Source organism: Rhizobium sp. WSM1328 (assembly GCF_057653715.1).
This window is the reverse complement of record NZ_CM172788.1, coordinates 1870106-1886840: the sequence shown is the minus strand read 5'-3', so window position 1 is coordinate 1886840 and position 16735 is coordinate 1870106. Positions and strand designations below refer to the sequence as shown.

General features: G+C 61.1%; 14 protein-coding genes. All 14 read right to left on the bottom strand.

Annotation, left to right across the window (positions count from 1 at the left end; all coding sequences use genetic code 11):
• Positions 1–36: 36 nt before the first annotated feature.
• Positions 37–744 (bottom strand): DUF502 domain-containing protein, encoded by a 708-nt coding sequence (locus tag AC2444_RS09730; protein ID WP_012757426.1) that lies wholly within the window; start codon positions 742–744, stop codon positions 37–39.
• 135 nt (positions 745–879) lie between these two features.
• Positions 880–2706, bottom strand: a complete 1827-nt coding sequence (gene glmS, locus AC2444_RS09725; protein WP_012757425.1) for a glutamine--fructose-6-phosphate transaminase (isomerizing) — start codon at positions 2704–2706, stop codon at positions 880–882.
• A 109-nt stretch (positions 2707–2815) separates the two neighbouring features.
• Positions 2816–4177, bottom strand: a complete 1362-nt coding sequence (glmU, locus tag AC2444_RS09720) for a bifunctional UDP-N-acetylglucosamine diphosphorylase/glucosamine-1-phosphate N-acetyltransferase GlmU (protein ID WP_012757424.1) — start codon at positions 4175–4177, stop codon at positions 2816–2818.
• A 165-nt stretch (positions 4178–4342) separates the two neighbouring features.
• Positions 4343–5128 carry a FadR/GntR family transcriptional regulator gene (locus AC2444_RS09715; RefSeq protein ID WP_012757423.1) on the bottom strand — a complete coding sequence of 262 codons (786 nt, stop codon included), beginning with the start codon at positions 5126–5128 and terminating at the stop codon, positions 4343–4345.
• Between the two features lie 16 nt (positions 5129–5144).
• Positions 5145–6113, bottom strand: coding sequence for a galactofuranose ABC transporter, permease protein YjfF (gene yjfF, locus AC2444_RS09710; protein WP_012757422.1), 969 nt, complete (start codon positions 6111–6113; stop codon positions 5145–5147).
• Positions 6110–7123, bottom strand: coding sequence for an ABC transporter permease (locus AC2444_RS09705; RefSeq protein ID WP_012757421.1), 1014 nt, complete (start codon positions 7121–7123; stop codon positions 6110–6112). The genes yjfF and AC2444_RS09705 overlap by 4 nt, the downstream gene beginning before the upstream one ends.
• Positions 7120–8643: a galactofuranose ABC transporter, ATP-binding protein YtfR gene (gene ytfR / locus AC2444_RS09700; protein ID WP_012757420.1), complete on the bottom strand. Its 1524-nt coding sequence runs from the start codon at positions 8641–8643 to the stop codon at positions 7120–7122. Before ytfR ends, AC2444_RS09705 begins: the two co-directional genes overlap by 4 nt.
• A 230-nt stretch (positions 8644–8873) precedes the next feature.
• Positions 8874–9836 (bottom strand): galactofuranose ABC transporter, galactofuranose-binding protein YtfQ, encoded by a 963-nt coding sequence (gene ytfQ, locus AC2444_RS09695; protein WP_003559333.1) that lies wholly within the window; start codon positions 9834–9836, stop codon positions 8874–8876.
• Between the two features lie 143 nt (positions 9837–9979).
• A complete protein-coding gene (locus AC2444_RS09690) occupies positions 9980–11056 on the bottom strand; it encodes a BMP family ABC transporter substrate-binding protein (RefSeq protein WP_003559331.1) in 1077 nt (358 codons plus the stop codon).
• A gap of 54 nt (positions 11057–11110) precedes the next feature.
• Positions 11111–12031 (bottom strand): ABC transporter permease, encoded by a 921-nt coding sequence (locus AC2444_RS09685; protein WP_012757419.1) that lies wholly within the window; start codon positions 12029–12031, stop codon positions 11111–11113.
• The gene (locus tag AC2444_RS09680) at positions 12028–13113 is read right to left on the bottom strand and encodes an ABC transporter permease (protein WP_012757418.1); all 1086 of its coding nucleotides are present in this window, start codon (positions 13111–13113) and stop codon (positions 12028–12030) included. Before AC2444_RS09680 ends, AC2444_RS09685 begins: the two co-directional genes overlap by 4 nt.
• Positions 13103–14671, bottom strand: a complete 1569-nt coding sequence (locus AC2444_RS09675) for an ABC transporter ATP-binding protein (protein ID WP_012757417.1) — start codon at positions 14669–14671, stop codon at positions 13103–13105. Before AC2444_RS09675 ends, AC2444_RS09680 begins: the two co-directional genes overlap by 11 nt.
• A 39-nt stretch (positions 14672–14710) precedes the next feature.
• Complete coding sequence (locus AC2444_RS09670) at positions 14711–15691, bottom strand: quinone oxidoreductase family protein (protein ID WP_012757416.1); 981 nt, start codon at positions 15689–15691, stop codon at positions 14711–14713.
• 10 nt (positions 15692–15701) lie between these two features.
• Positions 15702–16430 carry a phosphatidylcholine synthase gene (gene pcsA / locus AC2444_RS09665; protein ID WP_012757415.1) on the bottom strand — a complete coding sequence of 243 codons (729 nt, stop codon included), beginning with the start codon at positions 16428–16430 and terminating at the stop codon, positions 15702–15704.
• Positions 16431–16735: the final 305 nt, after the last annotated feature.

Genomic DNA, 16735 nt, shown 5'->3' with positions numbered 1-16735 from the left:
ACCCCAAAACCGCTGAACACTCTTGGGCGACATGCATCATTCAGCCTTGGAAACCGCGACCGGCTTCGGCCGCGGCAAATGCTTCTGCTTCGGATCAGCCGGCTTGTGTTCTGGCGCCACGAGCCCGCCTGAAATCAGGAACTTGGCGGCGTCTTCCGGCGACATATCGAGCATGACGATCTTCTCGCGCGGTACGAAGATGAGGAAGCCGGCTGTCGGCACCGGCGTCGGCGGCAGGAAGACGGCGACCATGTCCTGGCCCATGGCATTGAACTTCGAAGCGATTTCGCCCTTGGCGTCGGTGGCGATGAAGATCAGTGCCCAGAGGCCGGGACCCGGATATTCGATGAGGCCGACCTTCTTGAAGGAGTTCGCTTGTTCCTTCAGCACGGTTTCGAAAATCTGTTTCACGCTTCTGTAGATCGTGCGCACCAGCGGCATGCGCTGAACGATCGATTCGCCGAAACGGACGATGCTCTGGCCGATGAGGTTCTTGCCGAGAAAGCCGACGACGGTGATCAGCACGATGGCGATCAGCAGACCGAAGCCGGGAATGGCGAAATTGAGATAGCTTTCCGGATTCCAGCGCGCCGGAATATAGGGCCGGACCCAGCTGTCCGACCAGTGGATGAAAGTCCAGGTCAGCCAGATGGTGATCGCGATCGGCGCGCAGATGATCAGCCCTGCGAGAAAATTATTCCTCAGCCGCGTCGCGACCGGCATTCTGGGGGTGTTGTCGGTCATCGTTTCCTGATGATCTCCATCTCAGTCGTGGACAGGCCGGTACGCCGGCCCTTCCCCCTTGTCCGCAGACCAAAATTGCCAGAATTCGGGGCGTCGCACAATATGTTTCGGCGCGACGGTCGCGGCGTTACAGGCTTATTCCACGGTCACGGATTTCGCCAGGTTGCGCGGCTGGTCGACATCGGTGCCCATGAAAACGGCGGTGTGATAGGCGAGCAGCTGAATCGGTAGCGAGAAGATCATCGGCGCGATGATTTCATCGACCACAGGCAGGGTGATCGTCGCCATGGTCGGCAGTTTCGAGGCCGCCGCGCCTGCCTCGTCGGTGATGAAAACGATGCGGCCGCCGCGGGCTGCGACCTCCTGCATGTTTGAGACGGTCTTTTCGAAGAAACGGTCGTATGGGGCGATGACGATAACAGGCATGTTCTCGTCGATCAGCGCGATCGGTCCGTGCTTCAATTCGCCGGCGGCGTAACCTTCGGCGTGGATATAGGAAATTTCCTTGAGCTTCAGCGCGCCTTCCATGGCGAGCGGGAAGCTGGTGCCGCGGCCGAGATAGAGCACGTCCTTGCACTTCGACAGCTCGCGCGACAGGCTTTCCATCTGCGGCTGGATAAGGTTCAGCACCCGGCTCATGATGCGCGGCATTTCGGCGAGATGGCGCACCAGCGCCCTCTCCTCGTCAGCACTCACCGTGCCGCGCGCTTTGCCGGCGCCAATCGCCAGCGCTGCCAGCACGGCAAGCTGGCAGGTGAAAGCCTTGGTCGAGGCGACGCCGATTTCGGGGCCGGCCATGATCGGGAAGACGGCGTCGGATTCGCGCGCGATCGTCGATTCGCGAACATTGACGACGGCGCCGATCTTCAACCCGTTGTCGCGGCAATAACGCAAGCATGCCAGCGTATCGGCGGTCTCGCCGGACTGGGAGATGAAGAGTGCTGCCTGCGACGGCGACAGCGGCATTTCGCGGTAGCGGAATTCCGAGGCAACGTCGATCTCGACCGGCAGGCGGGCATAACGCTCGAACCAGTATTTGCCGACGAGGCCGGCGAGATAGGCGGTGCCGCAGGCCGAGATCGCAAGTCCGGTCGCCGCCTTGAAGTCGATCGCGGCGGCATTGGCGCCGATGGTGTTCTCGGCGAAATCGACATAGTGGCTGAGCGCGTGAGAGATCACCTCCGGCTGCTCGTAGATTTCCTTTTCCATGAAATGGCGGTGGTTGCCCTTGTCGACGACATAGGCGGTCGCCTGCGAGATCTGGCGGGCGCGTTTGACCGGCTTGCCGGCGAAATCGAGCACCGCGACGCCGTCGCGGGTGAGGACGGCGAAATCGCCGTCGACGAGATAGGTGATCTCGTTAGTGAAGGGCGAAAGCGCGATCGCGTCCGAGCCGAGGAACATCTCGCCGCGGCCGTAGCCGACGGCAAGCGGCGGTCCGGAACGGGCGGCCATGATCGTGCCGGGATCGGCTTTGAGCATGATGGCCAGCGCATAGGCGCCGGTTACCCGGTTCAGCATCTTCAGCATGGCGGCGCGCGGCTCCAGGCCCTCGCGCAGGTATTTCGCCATCAGATGGGCAACGACTTCGGTGTCGGTCTGGGTTTCGAAGACCGACCCCTCCTCGGTCAGTTCGTCGCGAAGCTCGGAAAAATTCTCGATGATGCCGTTATGGACGACGGCGACGCCTTCGACGAAATGCGGATGGGCATTGGTCTCGTTCGGAACGCCGTGGGTCGCCCAGCGTGTGTGGGCGATGCCGACGGTGCCGGGCAGCGGTTCGCTGTCGAGGCGCTTTTCCAGATTGAACAGCTTGCCCTCGGCGCGGCGGCGATCCATCACGCCGTCATGAATGGTGGCGACGCCGGCGGAATCGTAACCGCGATATTCGAGACGCTTCAGCGCATCGACCAGGCGCCCGGCAACAGGCGCAGTTCCGACGATCCCCACAATGCCGCACATATAGTATCCCCATAAAGGCTTCGATGACGAGGCCAGTCCTAACAATTCCTGCTTATTTCTCAATCACCTCGGCGGTCACTTTCAATTTCCGCCGGTTACGCAAGGCCGGTCAGGCTTTCGCCTTCTTCGCCGCCTTGATGGCGAGCGCACGCTCACGCAGCAGCGTCGCGCGGCCGGGCTTGATCTCCTGCCGGGCGCGGCCGAGCGCCAGCGCGTCGGCCGGCACATTGACGGTAATGACGCTGCCGGAGGCGATATAGGCGCCGTCGCCGATCGTCACCGGCGCGACCAGCGAGGAATTGGAACCGATGAAGGCGTTTTCGCCGATCACCGTCTCGCTCTTGTTGACGCCGTCATAGTTGCAGGTGATCGTGCCGGCGCCGATATTGCTGCCGGCGCCGATGACGGCATCACCGATATAGGTGAGGTGGTTGACCTTGGCGCCCTCGCCGAGCCGGCCGTTCTTGACCTCGCAGAAATTGCCGACCTTCGAACCGGTACCGAGATCCGCACCTGGCCGCAGCCGCGCAAAGGGTCCGACGGTCGCGCCCTGGCTGACATGCGCGCCTTCGATATGCGAGAAGGCATGGATGACGGCGCCGCTGTCGATAACAGCACCAGGGCCGAAGACGACGTTCGGCTCGATCAGCGCATCCTGGCCGATGACGGTATCATAGGCGAGAAAGACCGTTTCCGGTGCGATCATGGTGACGCCTGAAAGCATCATCTGGTGGCGGCGGCGCTCCTGCCAGAAACGCTCGATGACGGCGAGTTCGGCACGGGTGTTACAGCCGGTCATCTCGATCTCAGGAGCATCGACCGCAGTGACGCGTCCGCCGAGCGCACGGGCGATCTCGACGAGATCGGTCAGATAGAATTCACCCTTGGCATTGGCATTGCCGATGCGCGAGAGAAGATCGAGCGCCTTTCTGCCGTTGATCGCCATCAGCCCGCTATTGCACCAGGTGACGGTGCGCTCGGCATCGGTCGCATCCTTTTCCTCGCGGATGGCGATGAGTTCGCCGTCCTTGACGAGCAGGCGGCCGTAGCCGGTCGGGCGGTCGGTGTGGAAGCCGATGACGACGACATCGCTGCCATCGGCGAGGCCCTGGCGGGCCGCCTTCAGCGGTCCCTCGGTCTGCAGCGGCACATCGCCATAGGTGACGAGGATATCGTCATAACCCTTGGCGATCGCTTCGCGCGCCGCCAGCACCGCGTGCCCGGTGCCGAGGCGCTCCTTCTGCAGATAGGATTCGATGTCGACACCGGCGATGCTTGCCGCCTTTGCCACGTCCTCGGCATCACGGCCGACCACAAGGGCGACGGACGAAATGCCGGCAGAGGCGACCGCCTCGACCACATGGGCGATCATCGGGCGACCGGCGACCGGATGCAGCACCTTCGATTTCGAGGATTTCATCCGCGTGCTGTCACCGGCGGCAAGGATGACGGCAAGACAAGTGCGTTCCATGATTTGCTCCGCGAATCCGCGCCGTGAGGCGGCTTTATCGCCTCATACTGCATAATTCCCTAAATCGGTATCGATTTAAGGATAAAATTATCCAGCAGCTCAAAGTGCTGCAGCGTCCTTTACGGCTCTCGAAAAGACGCGCGGCGCTGTCGATAGGCAAAGCCTTCACAAAGGTAAAATTGCGGCCGAAATCGATCCTATGACGGCCTCGGAACCGCGGGCCGCAAAGGCTTCGTGCACATGAATACGGCCGTCCAGGATGACGTCCTCCATCGCGCGGCGCGCGGCGGCATTATCGCCGGATACGATCGCATCGACGATGCGCATATGGGTGTCGGCGATATTGGCGAAGCCGTTTTCGGTTGGCGGCGTGCTCATCCGGAACATGCCGACGAGAGCCGCTTCGATGAGGCTGCCCAGTGTCCGCATGAAGGGATTGTGCGAGGCTTCGGCGATCGCCAGATGAAAATGAAGGTCGGCGAGTGCCAGGCTGTCGGCCGTATGACCCGCCGCTGCCATCTCGAGCGCCAGCTCGCGCAGCGTCTCGATCTCCTCGGCATTCGCCCGTTCAGCGACGAGACCGGCGGCGAAGGGTTCGAAGGCGAGACGAATATCGTAGAGCTGCAGCAGGAATTCTTCCGTCACGCCGTTGTCGAAGTGCCAGGCGATAATCTCGCTGTCGAACATGTTCCAGAGATTCTTCTCGGTCACACGCGTGCCGACCCGGGCCTTGGCGACGACCATGCCTTTGGCGGCAAGCGTCTTCATCGTCTCGCGCAACACGGTGCGGGACACTTTGAAACGCTGCGCCAGTTCCGTATCGCCAGGCAGGATCGAGCCAACGGGATAGGTGCCGGCGACGATCGCCTTGCCGAGCTCGTCGACGACCTGAGCGTGGCTCGTCCGGGTTCTGCGCCCCGTCTTGCGTGTCTCGTCCAATTTGTAGCGCAAGCGATCCGTCTCCCCCTCAGGCGTACCTCTTGTTCAGACTGGAAATGAACAGGATGGCTTTCTGCATCAGGATGAATGCAAACAGCAGAAGACCAATCAGAATCTTGGTCCACCAGCTCGACAGCGTACCATCGAAGGTGATGTAGGTCTGAATGAGCCCCTGGATCAGTATCCCGATCAAGGTTCCCGCCACGAATCCCGCTCCTCCGGTCAGCAGCGTCCCCCCAATGACCACCGCCGCGATGGCATCGAGTTCGACGCCGACTGCTGCAAGAGAATATCCGGCAGAGGTGTACAGCGAAAAAACGATCCCGGATAGGCCCGCCAGAAAGCCCGACAGCGCATAGATCTGGATTGTCGTGCGGCCGACCGGCACGCCCATCAGCCGCGCCGTCTGCGGACCGCCGCCGAGTGCATAGACATTGGTGCCGAAGCGGGTGCGCTGGGCGATGAAGATGCCGACGGCAAAGACCAGAAGCATGATGCCGCCGATCAGCGTCAGCCGCCCGCCGCCGGGCAGACGATAGTAGAGGCTCGTCAGCGTCGAATAATATTCATGATCGATCGGGATGCTGTCGATCGAGAGCACGAAGGCCATGCCGCGTGCCAGGAACATGCCGGCAAGCGTGACGATGAAGGCCGGCATTTCGAGATAATGGATGATCGCGCCCATGATACCACCAAAGACAGTGGTGATGACGAGCACGATCGCGAAAGCGAGCAGCGGATGGATCGAGGTGTTCTGCAGGATCACCGCGAGGAAGACGCCGGTAAAGGCGATGACCGAGCCGATCGACAGATCGATGCCGCCCGAAATGATGACGAAAGTCATGCCAACGGCGGCAATGCCGAGAAAGGCGTTGTCGGTCAAAAGATTGCCGATGACGCGCGTCGACAGAATGTTCGGATATTGCAGCGCGCAGCCGGCATAGGCGAGCACGAAGATGACGATGGTCGCAAGCAGCGGCAGGTATTTGGAGTTCATTTCGGCTGCTCCCTACCGCCCTGCCGGCGGCTGGCGAAGATGGCGAGCGATTGGACCGCCGGCGACTGGATGACGAGGATGACGATAATGATGACGGCCTTGATGATCAGGTTGAATTCAGGTGGAAAGCCGGCGGACAGGATGCCGGTATTCACCGCCTGGATGATCATCGCGCCGATCAGCGACCCGAGAATGCTGAAGCGGCCGCCGAGCAGCGAATTGCCGCCGACGACAACGGCGAGGATGGCGTCGAGTTCCAACCATAGGCCGGCATTGTTGGCATCGGCGCCCTTGATGTCGGCTGCGACTATGATGCCCGCGATCGAGGCGCAGAGCCCGCTCAGCATATAGACCGCCATCAGCAGCACCGGCGTTTGAATGCCGGAGAGCGTGCTGGCGCGGCGATTGATGCCGACGGCCTCGATCAGCATGCCGAGCGCCGTGCGGCGGACGAGCAGGATCACGAGCAGGCCGACGAGAAGCCAGATGACGACAGGCATCGGCAGGAGCAGCAGCGAACCGCTGCCGAAGAAGGTGAGCCCGTCATTGTTGAAGGTCAGGATGGCGCCTTCGGTGATCAGCTGGGCGATGCCGCGGCCGGCGACCATCAGCACTAGCGTCGCGATGATCGGCTGGATATTGAGGACCGCCACCAGGAAACCGTTCCAGACGCCGCAGGCAAGCCCGATCGCAAGCGTCAGGATAATGGTGTAGGCAACTGAATTTCCGGAGACAATCGACGATGCGGCGACGGCGCCGCAGATGGCGATGACTGCACCGACGGACAGGTCGATGCCCTTGGTGGCGATGACCAGCGTCATGCCGATCGCCAGCAGCGCCACCGGCGCGCCGCGGTTCAGCACATCGATCAGGCTGCCATAGAGGCGGTCATTCTGAACCACGACATTAAAAAACTGCGGCGACGTTATGAAATTCAACAGAAGAATGACAACGAGCGCAATCAATTGCGGCGCCAAGCGATATGCCAGCGCTTTCAGCGAGGACCTCATGCATCCTCCATCTTGTGTTCGGCGGCGGCGATGGCTTCGACGATGCCGGCAGCGGTGATACGCTCGCCTGTCAGTTCGGCGATATGCTGTCTGTCGCGAAGTACGATGACACGTGAACTATAGGCGACAAGCTCTTCAAGTTCCGAGGAAATCACGATGAGCGACATGCCACCGGCGCAGAGCTCTTCGATGAGCCGGATGATCTCGGCATGGGCACCGACATCAATGCCGCGGGTCGGCTCGTCGAGGATCAGAAACTTCGGATTGGTCGCCAGCCAGCGGGCGAGGATCGCCTTTTGCTGATTGCCGCCTGACAGTAGCCGGATCGGCTTCTCGCGATCGGTGGTGCGGATATCGAGCGCCTTGATGTAGCGGTCGGCAAGCGTGTTCTGTTCGGCGCGCGACAGCGGCCGCGTCCAGCCGCGGCGGGCCTGGAGCGCAAGTGCGATGTTCTCCCTGATCGACAGGTCGCCGATGATGCCATCGGTCTTGCGGTCCTCGGGGCAGAAGCCGAAACCCTTTGCGATCGCGGCGCGCGGGCTCGAAATCGTCACCGGCTGGCCGTCGATCGTGGCGCTGCCGCTGTCGGCATGCTCGATGCCGAAAAGCAGTTCGGCAGTTTCGGTGCGGCCGGAACCGAGCAGCCCGGCGACGCCGACCACCTCTCCGGCGCGCACTTCAAGATCGAATGGTTTGACCTTGCCGCGTTTGCCGTAGCCTGCAAAATGATATCGGACGTCGCCGGCCGCAAGGCTGCGTTCCCTGACGGTCTCTTCTACATGCGCCAGTTCGCGGCCGAGCATCATGGCGATCAGGCCCTGGCGCGGCAGATCGGCGGCGTCGCGGGTACCGACGAGCTTGCCGTTGCGCAGCACGGTGATACGGTCGCTGATCGCATAGACCTGCTCGAGAAAATGGGTGATGAAGACAATGCCCAGGCCGCGCTTCTTCAGGTCTTCGATGATGCGGAAGAGCAGCGCCACCTCCTGATTGTCGAGACTTGCGGTGGGCTCGTCGAGGATCAGCACCTTGCCGGAGAGATCGACGGCACGGGCGATGGCTACCACCTGCTGGACAGCGACGGAAAAACGGCCAAGCTCGGCGGTGACGTCGATATCGACGCCGTAGCCGGCGAGCAGGTCGCGCGCCTTGCGGTTCATCGAACGCACGTCGGTCATGCCGAAGCGCCTTGGCTGGCGTCCGAGAAAGAGGTTTTCGGCGACGCTCAGATTGGAAAGGAGATTGACCTCCTGATAGACCGTGCCGATACCGAGCTTCTGGGCGGCGAGCGTATTGGCCGGATTGATTTCCTGGCCTTCCAGCATCAGGCTGCCCTCGTCACGATGATAGGCGCCGGTGATGCACTTGATCAGCGTCGACTTGCCGGCGCCGTTCTCGCCCAGCAATGCGTGCACCTCGCCTCTGCGGAGCGTGAAATCGACCTTATCCAGCGCCACTGCGCCGGGAAAGAATTTCGATATTCCGGAGGCCGCGAGAACGTTCTCGAAATCGTGAATCATAAGGGTCTGTTTTCCTGATATTGACGGCAAAAGCCGCGCCGCGGCCGGACATGACGTCCCAAGGCGGCAAAGGCAGTTCCGCACCGGTCCATGACGGGCCGGTGCGGTTCTACAGCGCCGCCTGGTCTCTTCGAGAGGCATAGAGGACGCTGTAGCGCTTTGAATTGCTGCATGATTTATCCCGAAATCGAATTCCGATTTAAGGAATTATGCAGCAGTGTCACATCAGATCAGTAGCCCTGACCCTTTTTCTCTTCATAGACCTTCATCGGCTCGTCGGCAGGCGTGTAGAGCTTGGACTCGGTCTGGATCCACTTGGCCGGAGCCTTCTTGTCCTTCAGATAGGCTTCCAGCGCATCGAAGGCCGGACCTGCCATATTCGGCGTCAGCTCGACCGTGGCGTTGGCCTCGCCTTCGGACATCGCCTTGAAGATATCCGGTACGGCGTCGATGGAGACGACGAGGATATCCTTGCCAGGCTTCAGACCGGCTTCCTTGATCGCCTGGATGGCGCCGACGGCCATGTCGTCGTTATGGGCGTAGAGAGCGCAGATATCCTTGCCGCCATTCTCGGCCTTCAGGAAGCTTTCCATGACTTCCTTGCCCTTGGTGCGGGTGAAATCACCGGTCTGGCTGCGAACGATCTTGAGGTTGTCGTGGCCGGCAAGGGCCTCTTCGAAGCCCTTCTTGCGGGCGATGGCCGGCGACGAACCGGTGGTGCCCTGAAGTTCAACCACATTGCACTTCTTGTCGCCGACGGTCTTGACCAGGAAGTCGCCTGCGACCTTGCCTTCATGGACCAGGTCTGACGTAACAGCCGTCAGATAGAGATCGTCCGGAGCCTTGATGGTACGGTCGAGAAGGATGACCGGAATCTTGGCTTCCTTGGCTTCCTTGAGAACGTCGTCCCAGCCGGTTTCAACGACCGGAGCAATGAGAATGGCATCGACGCCCTGAGCAATGAAGGAGCGCAAAGCCTTGATCTGGTTTTCCTGCTTCTGCTGCGCATCGGCAAACTTCAGATCGATGCCGCGCTTCTTGGCCTGCTCCTTGGTCACTGTCGTTTCAGCCGCACGCCAGCCCGATTCCGAGCCGATCTGCGAGAAGCCGACGGTGAGGCCGGCGGCCGAAGCCGAACCGAACATGCAGGCAGCCAGAATCGTGGCACTCAAAAGTGCAGTCTTCAATTTCATGATTTCCTCCCAATGCCGCATCTCGCGGCGCAGGGTCAAAAAATCATATAGTATTACTTTTGTAAATCGGAATCTTGGGATGCGTTGCAGCAAAAAAGAGCGCCTACAAGGGCGCTCTTCGCATCTGCGAGATGGCTACGGGACTATTTACCCGGCAGCTTATCGTCGACGCCTTCGACATAGAAGTTCATGCCGAGCAGCGTGCCGTCATCGGCCTTCTCGCCAGCCTTCAGCCAGGGCGTTCCGTCCTGCTTGTTGATCGGGCCGGTGAAGGGATGCAGTTCGCCTGACTTGATCTTGGCTTCGGTTTCCTCGGCCATCTTCTTCACGTCGTCGGGCATGTTGGTATAGGGCGCCATCTTCAGGATGCCGTCCTTCAGGCCGTCCCAGCTCTGCTCGGACTTCCAGGTGCCGTCCAGAAGAGCGTGAACGCGCTTGGAGTAGTAGGTCCCCCAAGTGTCAACGATTGCCGTCAGCTGAGCCTTCGGGCCTGCTGCGATCATGTCGGAGGCCTGGCCGAAGGCGTGGATGCCGCGTTCTTCGGCGACCTGCATCGGCGCAGTCGTGTCGGTGTGCTGCGTCAAGACGTCGACGCCCTGGTCGACCATCGCCTTGGCGGCATCGGCTTCCTTGCCGGGGTCGAACCAGGTGTTGACCCAGATGACCTTCAGCTTGAAGCTCGGATCGACCGACTTGGCGCCCTGTTCGAACGAGTTGATGCCCATCACGACTTCGGGAATCGGGAAGGAGGCGATGTAGGCCGCGCCGTGATTCTTCGAGGTCTTGGCGGCGATCTGGCCGAGGATGTAGCGGCCTTCATAGAAGCGCGAATTGTAGGTCGCAAGGTTCGGGCCGGCCTTGTAGCCGGTGCCATGCTCGAACTTCACGTCCGGGAACTTGGCGGCGACCTTGACGGTCGCGTCCATGAAGCCGAAGGACGTCGTGAAGATCAGCTTGCAGCCGGAACGGGCAAGGCGCTCGATGGCGCGCTCGGCATCCGGGCCTTCCGGCACGTTTTCGAGATAAGGCGTGTCGATCTTGTCGCCGAACTCGGCCTGGATCTGCTGGCGGCCGAGGTCGTGGGCCTGTGAATAGCCGCCGTCGGTATGCGAACCGACATAGACGAAGCAGACCTTCGTCTTGTCCGCGGCTTGCGCGGCGGAAGAGATGCCGATCACGGCGGCAGCCGAGGCGGCAAGTGTGAATGCTAACTTCTTCATGGGGACCCCTGTTGGTTTGAAGTTATTGCGTAAACCCGTCTTTGTATTGTTGCTTTATCGCTCCGGCACGAAGGCTTTTCCGAGCGACGCGGGCGTGTTGATCAACGTCGTGCGCCGATTATGGGAAATGATGATGAGAACCACAATAGTCGCGGCATAGGGCAGCATCGAGAGAAACTGCGAGGGAATGCCGAGACCGAAGGCCTGCGCGTGAAGCTGCAGGATGGTGACCGCGCCGAAGAGATAACCGCCGGCAAAGACCCGCCACGGCCGCCAAGAGGCAAAGACCACCAGCGCCAGCGTGATCCAGCCGCGGCCGGCCGACATGTTCTCGGCCCATTGTGGCGTGTAGACGAGCGAAAGCTGCGCGCCGGCAAGACCGGCGCAGGCACCGCCGAACATCACCGCCAGATACCGCGTACGGATGACGTGAATACCGAGTGCGTGGGCCGAACCGTGATTGTCGCCGATCGCCCTGAGCTTCAGCCCGATCCGGCTGCGGAACAGGAACCAGCTGACGCCGACGACGAGCGCGATCGACAGGTAGAAGATTAGGTCCTGGCTGAAGAGAGCGTGGCCAACGACCGGAATATCCGACAGGGCGGGAATGACGATCTCTCCTAGCCGAATGCCGGGCACGCTGACATAGGCTTCGCCAAGCATGCCTGAGGCGCCGAGGCCGAGAAGGGTGAGCGCCAGTCCAGTTGCCACCTGGTTCGCCACCAGCGTTAGTGTCAGGAAGGCAAACAACAGAGAGAAAAGCGCGCCTGCCGCAATGCCGCAGACAATGCCGACATAGGGCGAACCCGACATCTGCGCGCCGGCAAAGGCGGCGACTGCACCCATGATCATCATGCCTTCGACGCCGAGATTGAGAACGCCGGAGCGCTCGGTCACCAGTTCGCCGAGTGCGGCGATGACGAGCGGCGTCGAGGCGGTGATGACAGTCAGAAGAATGGCTTCGAAGATGCTCATGCCGCCCTGCCCCTTAACCGCGACCAGACAATGCGGATTTTGTAATAGATCAGCGTATCGCAGGAGAGCACGAAGAAGAGCAGTAAGCCCTGGAAGACGCGGGTGACCTTGTCGGAAACGCCGAGCGAAAGCTGGGCTGCCTCGCCGCCGAGATAGGTCAGCGCCAGCACCAGGCCGGATGCAATGATGCCGAGTGGATTGAGGCGGCCAAGGAAGGCGACGATGATGGCGGTGAAGCCGTAGCCCGGCGAAATCGCCGGCTGCAGGTGGCCGATCGAGCCGGAAACCTCGCTGATGCCAGCAAGGCCGGCAAGAGCGCCCGAGAAGAGAAAGCTGAACCAGATCATCTTCTTCGACGAGAAACCGGCAAAACGCCCTGCCCGTTCCGATTGGCCGAGCACGACGATCTCGAAGCCTTTCAGCGTATAACGCAGCATGAACCAGGCACCGACCGCCGCAATGATGGCGAAGATGAAGGCCCAATGGGCGCGGCCCGACTCTTCCCAGATCGCCGGCAGCACCGCCTCCGGCGCGAAATCGCGCGAGACTGGAAAGTTGAAGCCCTTCGGATCCCGCCAGGCGCCGCGAATCAGCCAGTCAAGGAAGAGCTGGGCGATATAGACCAGCATCAGTGACGTCAGGATCTCATTGGTGTTGAAATGCGCCTTCAGCAGCGCCGGAATGGCGGCGAAAAGCGCACCACCGAACGCACCAAGGATCAGCATCAGCGGCAGCACGAGCGGCGAATGCCAGTCGTAAAAGACGATCGGCAGATAGGAGCCGGTGATGGCGCCGATGGTGAACTGGCCTTCCGCGCCGATATTCCAGTTGTTCGAGCGATAACAGACGGCCAGGCCGACGGCGATCAGGATAAGCGGGGCGGCCTTGATCGCCAGCTCGTGCAACGACCAGACCTCGAGCAGCGGCTCGACGAAGAAGGCGTCGAGTGCCTCGACCGGGTCCTTGCCGAGCATGGCAAACATGATGGCGCCGAATACCAGCGTCAGGACAAGGGCAAGCAGTGGCGAGACGACGGCGAAGAGCTTCGAGACGTCGGGCCGTTTTTCAAGTTCAATGCGCATGGGGCGCCTCCGGGGGAGAGCTGCTCTCGTGCAGTCCGCCCATCAGCAGTCCGATCCTTTCCCGCGTCAGTTCGCCGGCCGGGAACGGGCGGGAAAGACGGCCTTCGCAGATGACGGCAATATCGGTCGCCACTTCGAAGATCTCGTCGAGATCCTGGCTGATAACGACGACGGCCGAACCAGCTCTTGCGAGATCGACGAGCGCCTGACGGATGCGGCTTGCAGCCCCGGCATCGACGCCCCAGGTCGGCTGGTTGACGACGAGGACTGCCGGCTGACGGTCGAGCTCGCGTCCGACGATAAACTTCTGCAGGTTGCCGCCTGACAGGGAGCCGGCCGCCGGATCATCACTGCTCTTGCGGACATCCATCGCCTCGGAAATGCGCCTTGCGGCGGATTTCACCGCAGCGTGGCGAATGATACCGAGCAGGCCCAGAAACGCCTTGCGGTCCGACTGGCTGCGGGCAAGGACGAGATTATCCGACAGTTTCATGGCAGAGACGGCGGCATGGCCATGGCGCTCCTCCGGCACGAAGCCGGCGCCGAGAAGACGCCGGGCGGTAATGCCCTGGTTACCGACCGGCCTCTTGCGGATGACGATCGCCTCGGCCGAAACAACGGGATATTCGCCGGACAATGCGTCGAAGAGCTCGCTTTGGCCGTTGCCCGCGACACCTGCTATGGCGAGGATTTCGCCGGAGCGGACCGCCATCGACACGTCGCGCAGCGGCATAGCGAAGGGGGTGCGCGCGGCGACGGAAAGGTTGGCAACGGCAAGCTGGATCTCGCCCTTGTCGCTGCGCTCCGGATGCGTCACGGTCGCCACTTCGCTGCCGACCATCATGCGGGCGAGCGAGGCCGGCGTTTCGTGTTTGGGATCGCATGCGCCGGTCACGCGGCCATGGCGCAGGACTGTGGCGCGATCGCAGATGCGCTGCACTTCCTCCAGGCGGTGGCTGATATAAAGAACCGAACGCCCCTCGGCGCGCAGTTTGAACAGCGTCTCGAACAGTCTGTCGGCTTCCTGCGGCGTCAGCACCGAGGTCGGTTCGTCGAGGATGATGAGCTTCGGGTTCTGCAGCAGCGCACGGACGATCTCGATACGCTGGCGCTCGCCGACCGAGAGATCGGCGACATGGGCATGCGGATCGAGCGGCAGGCCGTAGGCGATGGACAGCGCCCTCGCCTCCTCGGCGATTTTGTCGATCGGGATGGCGTCATCGAGCGACAGCGCGATGTTTTCGGCAACCGTCAGCGCCTCGAACAGCGAAAAATGCTGGAAGACCATGCCGATGCCGAGCTTGCGGGCTTCACCGGGCGACGCGATCGCGACCGGCTGGCCCTGCCAGAGGATATGCCCGCCCGTCGGCTCGAGAACGCCGAACAGCATCTTCACCAGGGTGGATTTGCCTGCACCATTTTCGCCGAGAAGCGCATGAATTTCGCCCGGCGCGATATCGAGATCGATTTCATTGCAGGCTGCAAAGCCACCGAAGAACTTCGTCAGCTTCTGGACCGATAATAACGCGCCGGAATCCGGCACATTCAATGGCGACACGTTCCCCTCATTTCTTCTGCCAACCGGTCCGTTCGGATCTCATGGAATCAGCAGCGTCGTTCCTGTTGTTTTTCTTGTCTCCAGATCCGCATGAGCCCGCCCAACCTCACGCAGCGGATAGGTTTGATTGATATTGATACGCACTTTGTTGCTTTGCACAATATCAAATAGCGCTTTCGCACTGTCGATCAGTTCCTGACGCGTGGCGATATAGGTGAAGAGCGTCGGCCGCGTCGCAAAGAGCGAGCCCCTTTGCGCCAGAGCCGCAAGGGTGAAATTCTCGATCGGTCCGGAGGATTGGCCGAAGGAGGCAAAAAGGCCCCGCGGCTTCAGGCAGTCAAGCGACTGTGGAAAAGTATCGCGGCCGATCGAATCGTAGACGACATCCACGCCCTTGCCGCCGGTGATGTCGCGGACACGGTCGACGAAGCTGTCGCTCTTGTAGTTGATCACATGATCGTAGCCATGGGCGAGCGCCAGCTCGATCTTGTCTTCAGAGCCCGCCGTGCCGATGACGGTGGCGCCCAGCGCCTTAGCCCATTGGCCGGCGATCAGGCCGACGCCGCCGGCAGCGGCGTGGAACAGCAGGACGGTCTGCGGGCCGACCTTGAAGGTGCGGTTCAAGAGATATTCGGCGGTCATGCCCTTCAGCATCATCGCCGCTGCGGTTTCGAGCTCGATTCCCTCGGGAACATGCACCAGATGGCGCGTCTCGACATTGCGCTCGGCGCTATAGGCACCATCGGCACTGGCATAGGCGACACGGTCGCCGACCTTGAAATCCTCGACGCCGGGACCGACCGATGTCACGGTGCCGGCGCCCTCCTTGCCGGTGACGAAGGGCAGATGCGGCGCCTTGTAGGTGCCGTTGCGGAAATAGACGTCGATGAAATTAAGCCCAACCGCCGCCTGCCTGATCTGCACTTCGCCCGTCGAGGGTGAGGGAAGATCGATCTCGACATAGTCGAAAACCTCCGGCCCACCCGTTCTCGAAAATGAAACAGCCTGCGTTTTGGTCATCTTGCCTGTCCTATGCTTCGCGTCCCAGGGCGGGGAAGAATTGCAGCACCGCGCCGATGACGTAAAGATAGGCTCCAGTCACGATAAAGAGAATGAGCGCCCATTCGGGCGTGTCGAAATGCATCAGCAGCGAAAAAATGCCGAGCGCCGACCACAGGAAAAAGACGCCGAGGTTGAGCGGGCGCAGCCTTTTGACCCGGACCGGGTGGAGGAAATTGATCGGCAGGAAGGTCAGCACCACCGAGACGATGACGACGGTGAGCGCCGTCGTGGCGCTGGCATCGATGACGAACAGCGTGAAGACGATCATATTCCAGACGACGGGAAAGCCGGAGAAGAAATATTCGTCCGTCTTCATGCCCATATCGGCATAGTAAATGGCGCTCGAGACGACGATCATGCCGGCGGCGACGAAGGACCAGGGCTCGCCGATCATGCCGCTCTGATAAAGCGCGAAGGCCGGCAGAAGCACATAGGTGACGTAATCGATGATATTGTCGAGCGTATCGCCCGACCAGTTCGGCAGCACTTCCTTGACGCGCACCTTGCGGGCGATCGGCCCGTCTATGCCGTCGACCAGAAGGGCAAGTCCCAGCCACCAGAACATGTCGATGAAGCGGTGCTCGGCGGCAGCGACGACGCCAAGAAAGGCAAGGAAGGAGCCGGATGCCGTCAGGATATGGACGGAAAAGGCGCGCATCTCCGCATAAGGAACGCGCTTGTAGTTGAAAATCTTCATATTCCCCCGACCGCCCTATCGCGCTCGCCCCGGCAAGCATCTTTTTTTCGCCACCATCGCCGAACCTGTTACTGAATCGGGTTCGACGCCGTAGGTCTTTGTTGTCGCACCGTTTTTGCCGAAAACCGGCATCCGTTTCCGGCGTGCTGCTCTAATATGCATCCTTTGCCGGGCTTCGCCAGCGGGAAATACGACATTCCCCGCCTGCTCCCTGCTCCCCATTGAATCCTGACAATGACATGCATATTTCCCTTTAGAAGCGTCGTGTGGAATGGAATGCCTTTAATTCCGGCCCGATTTGTAAT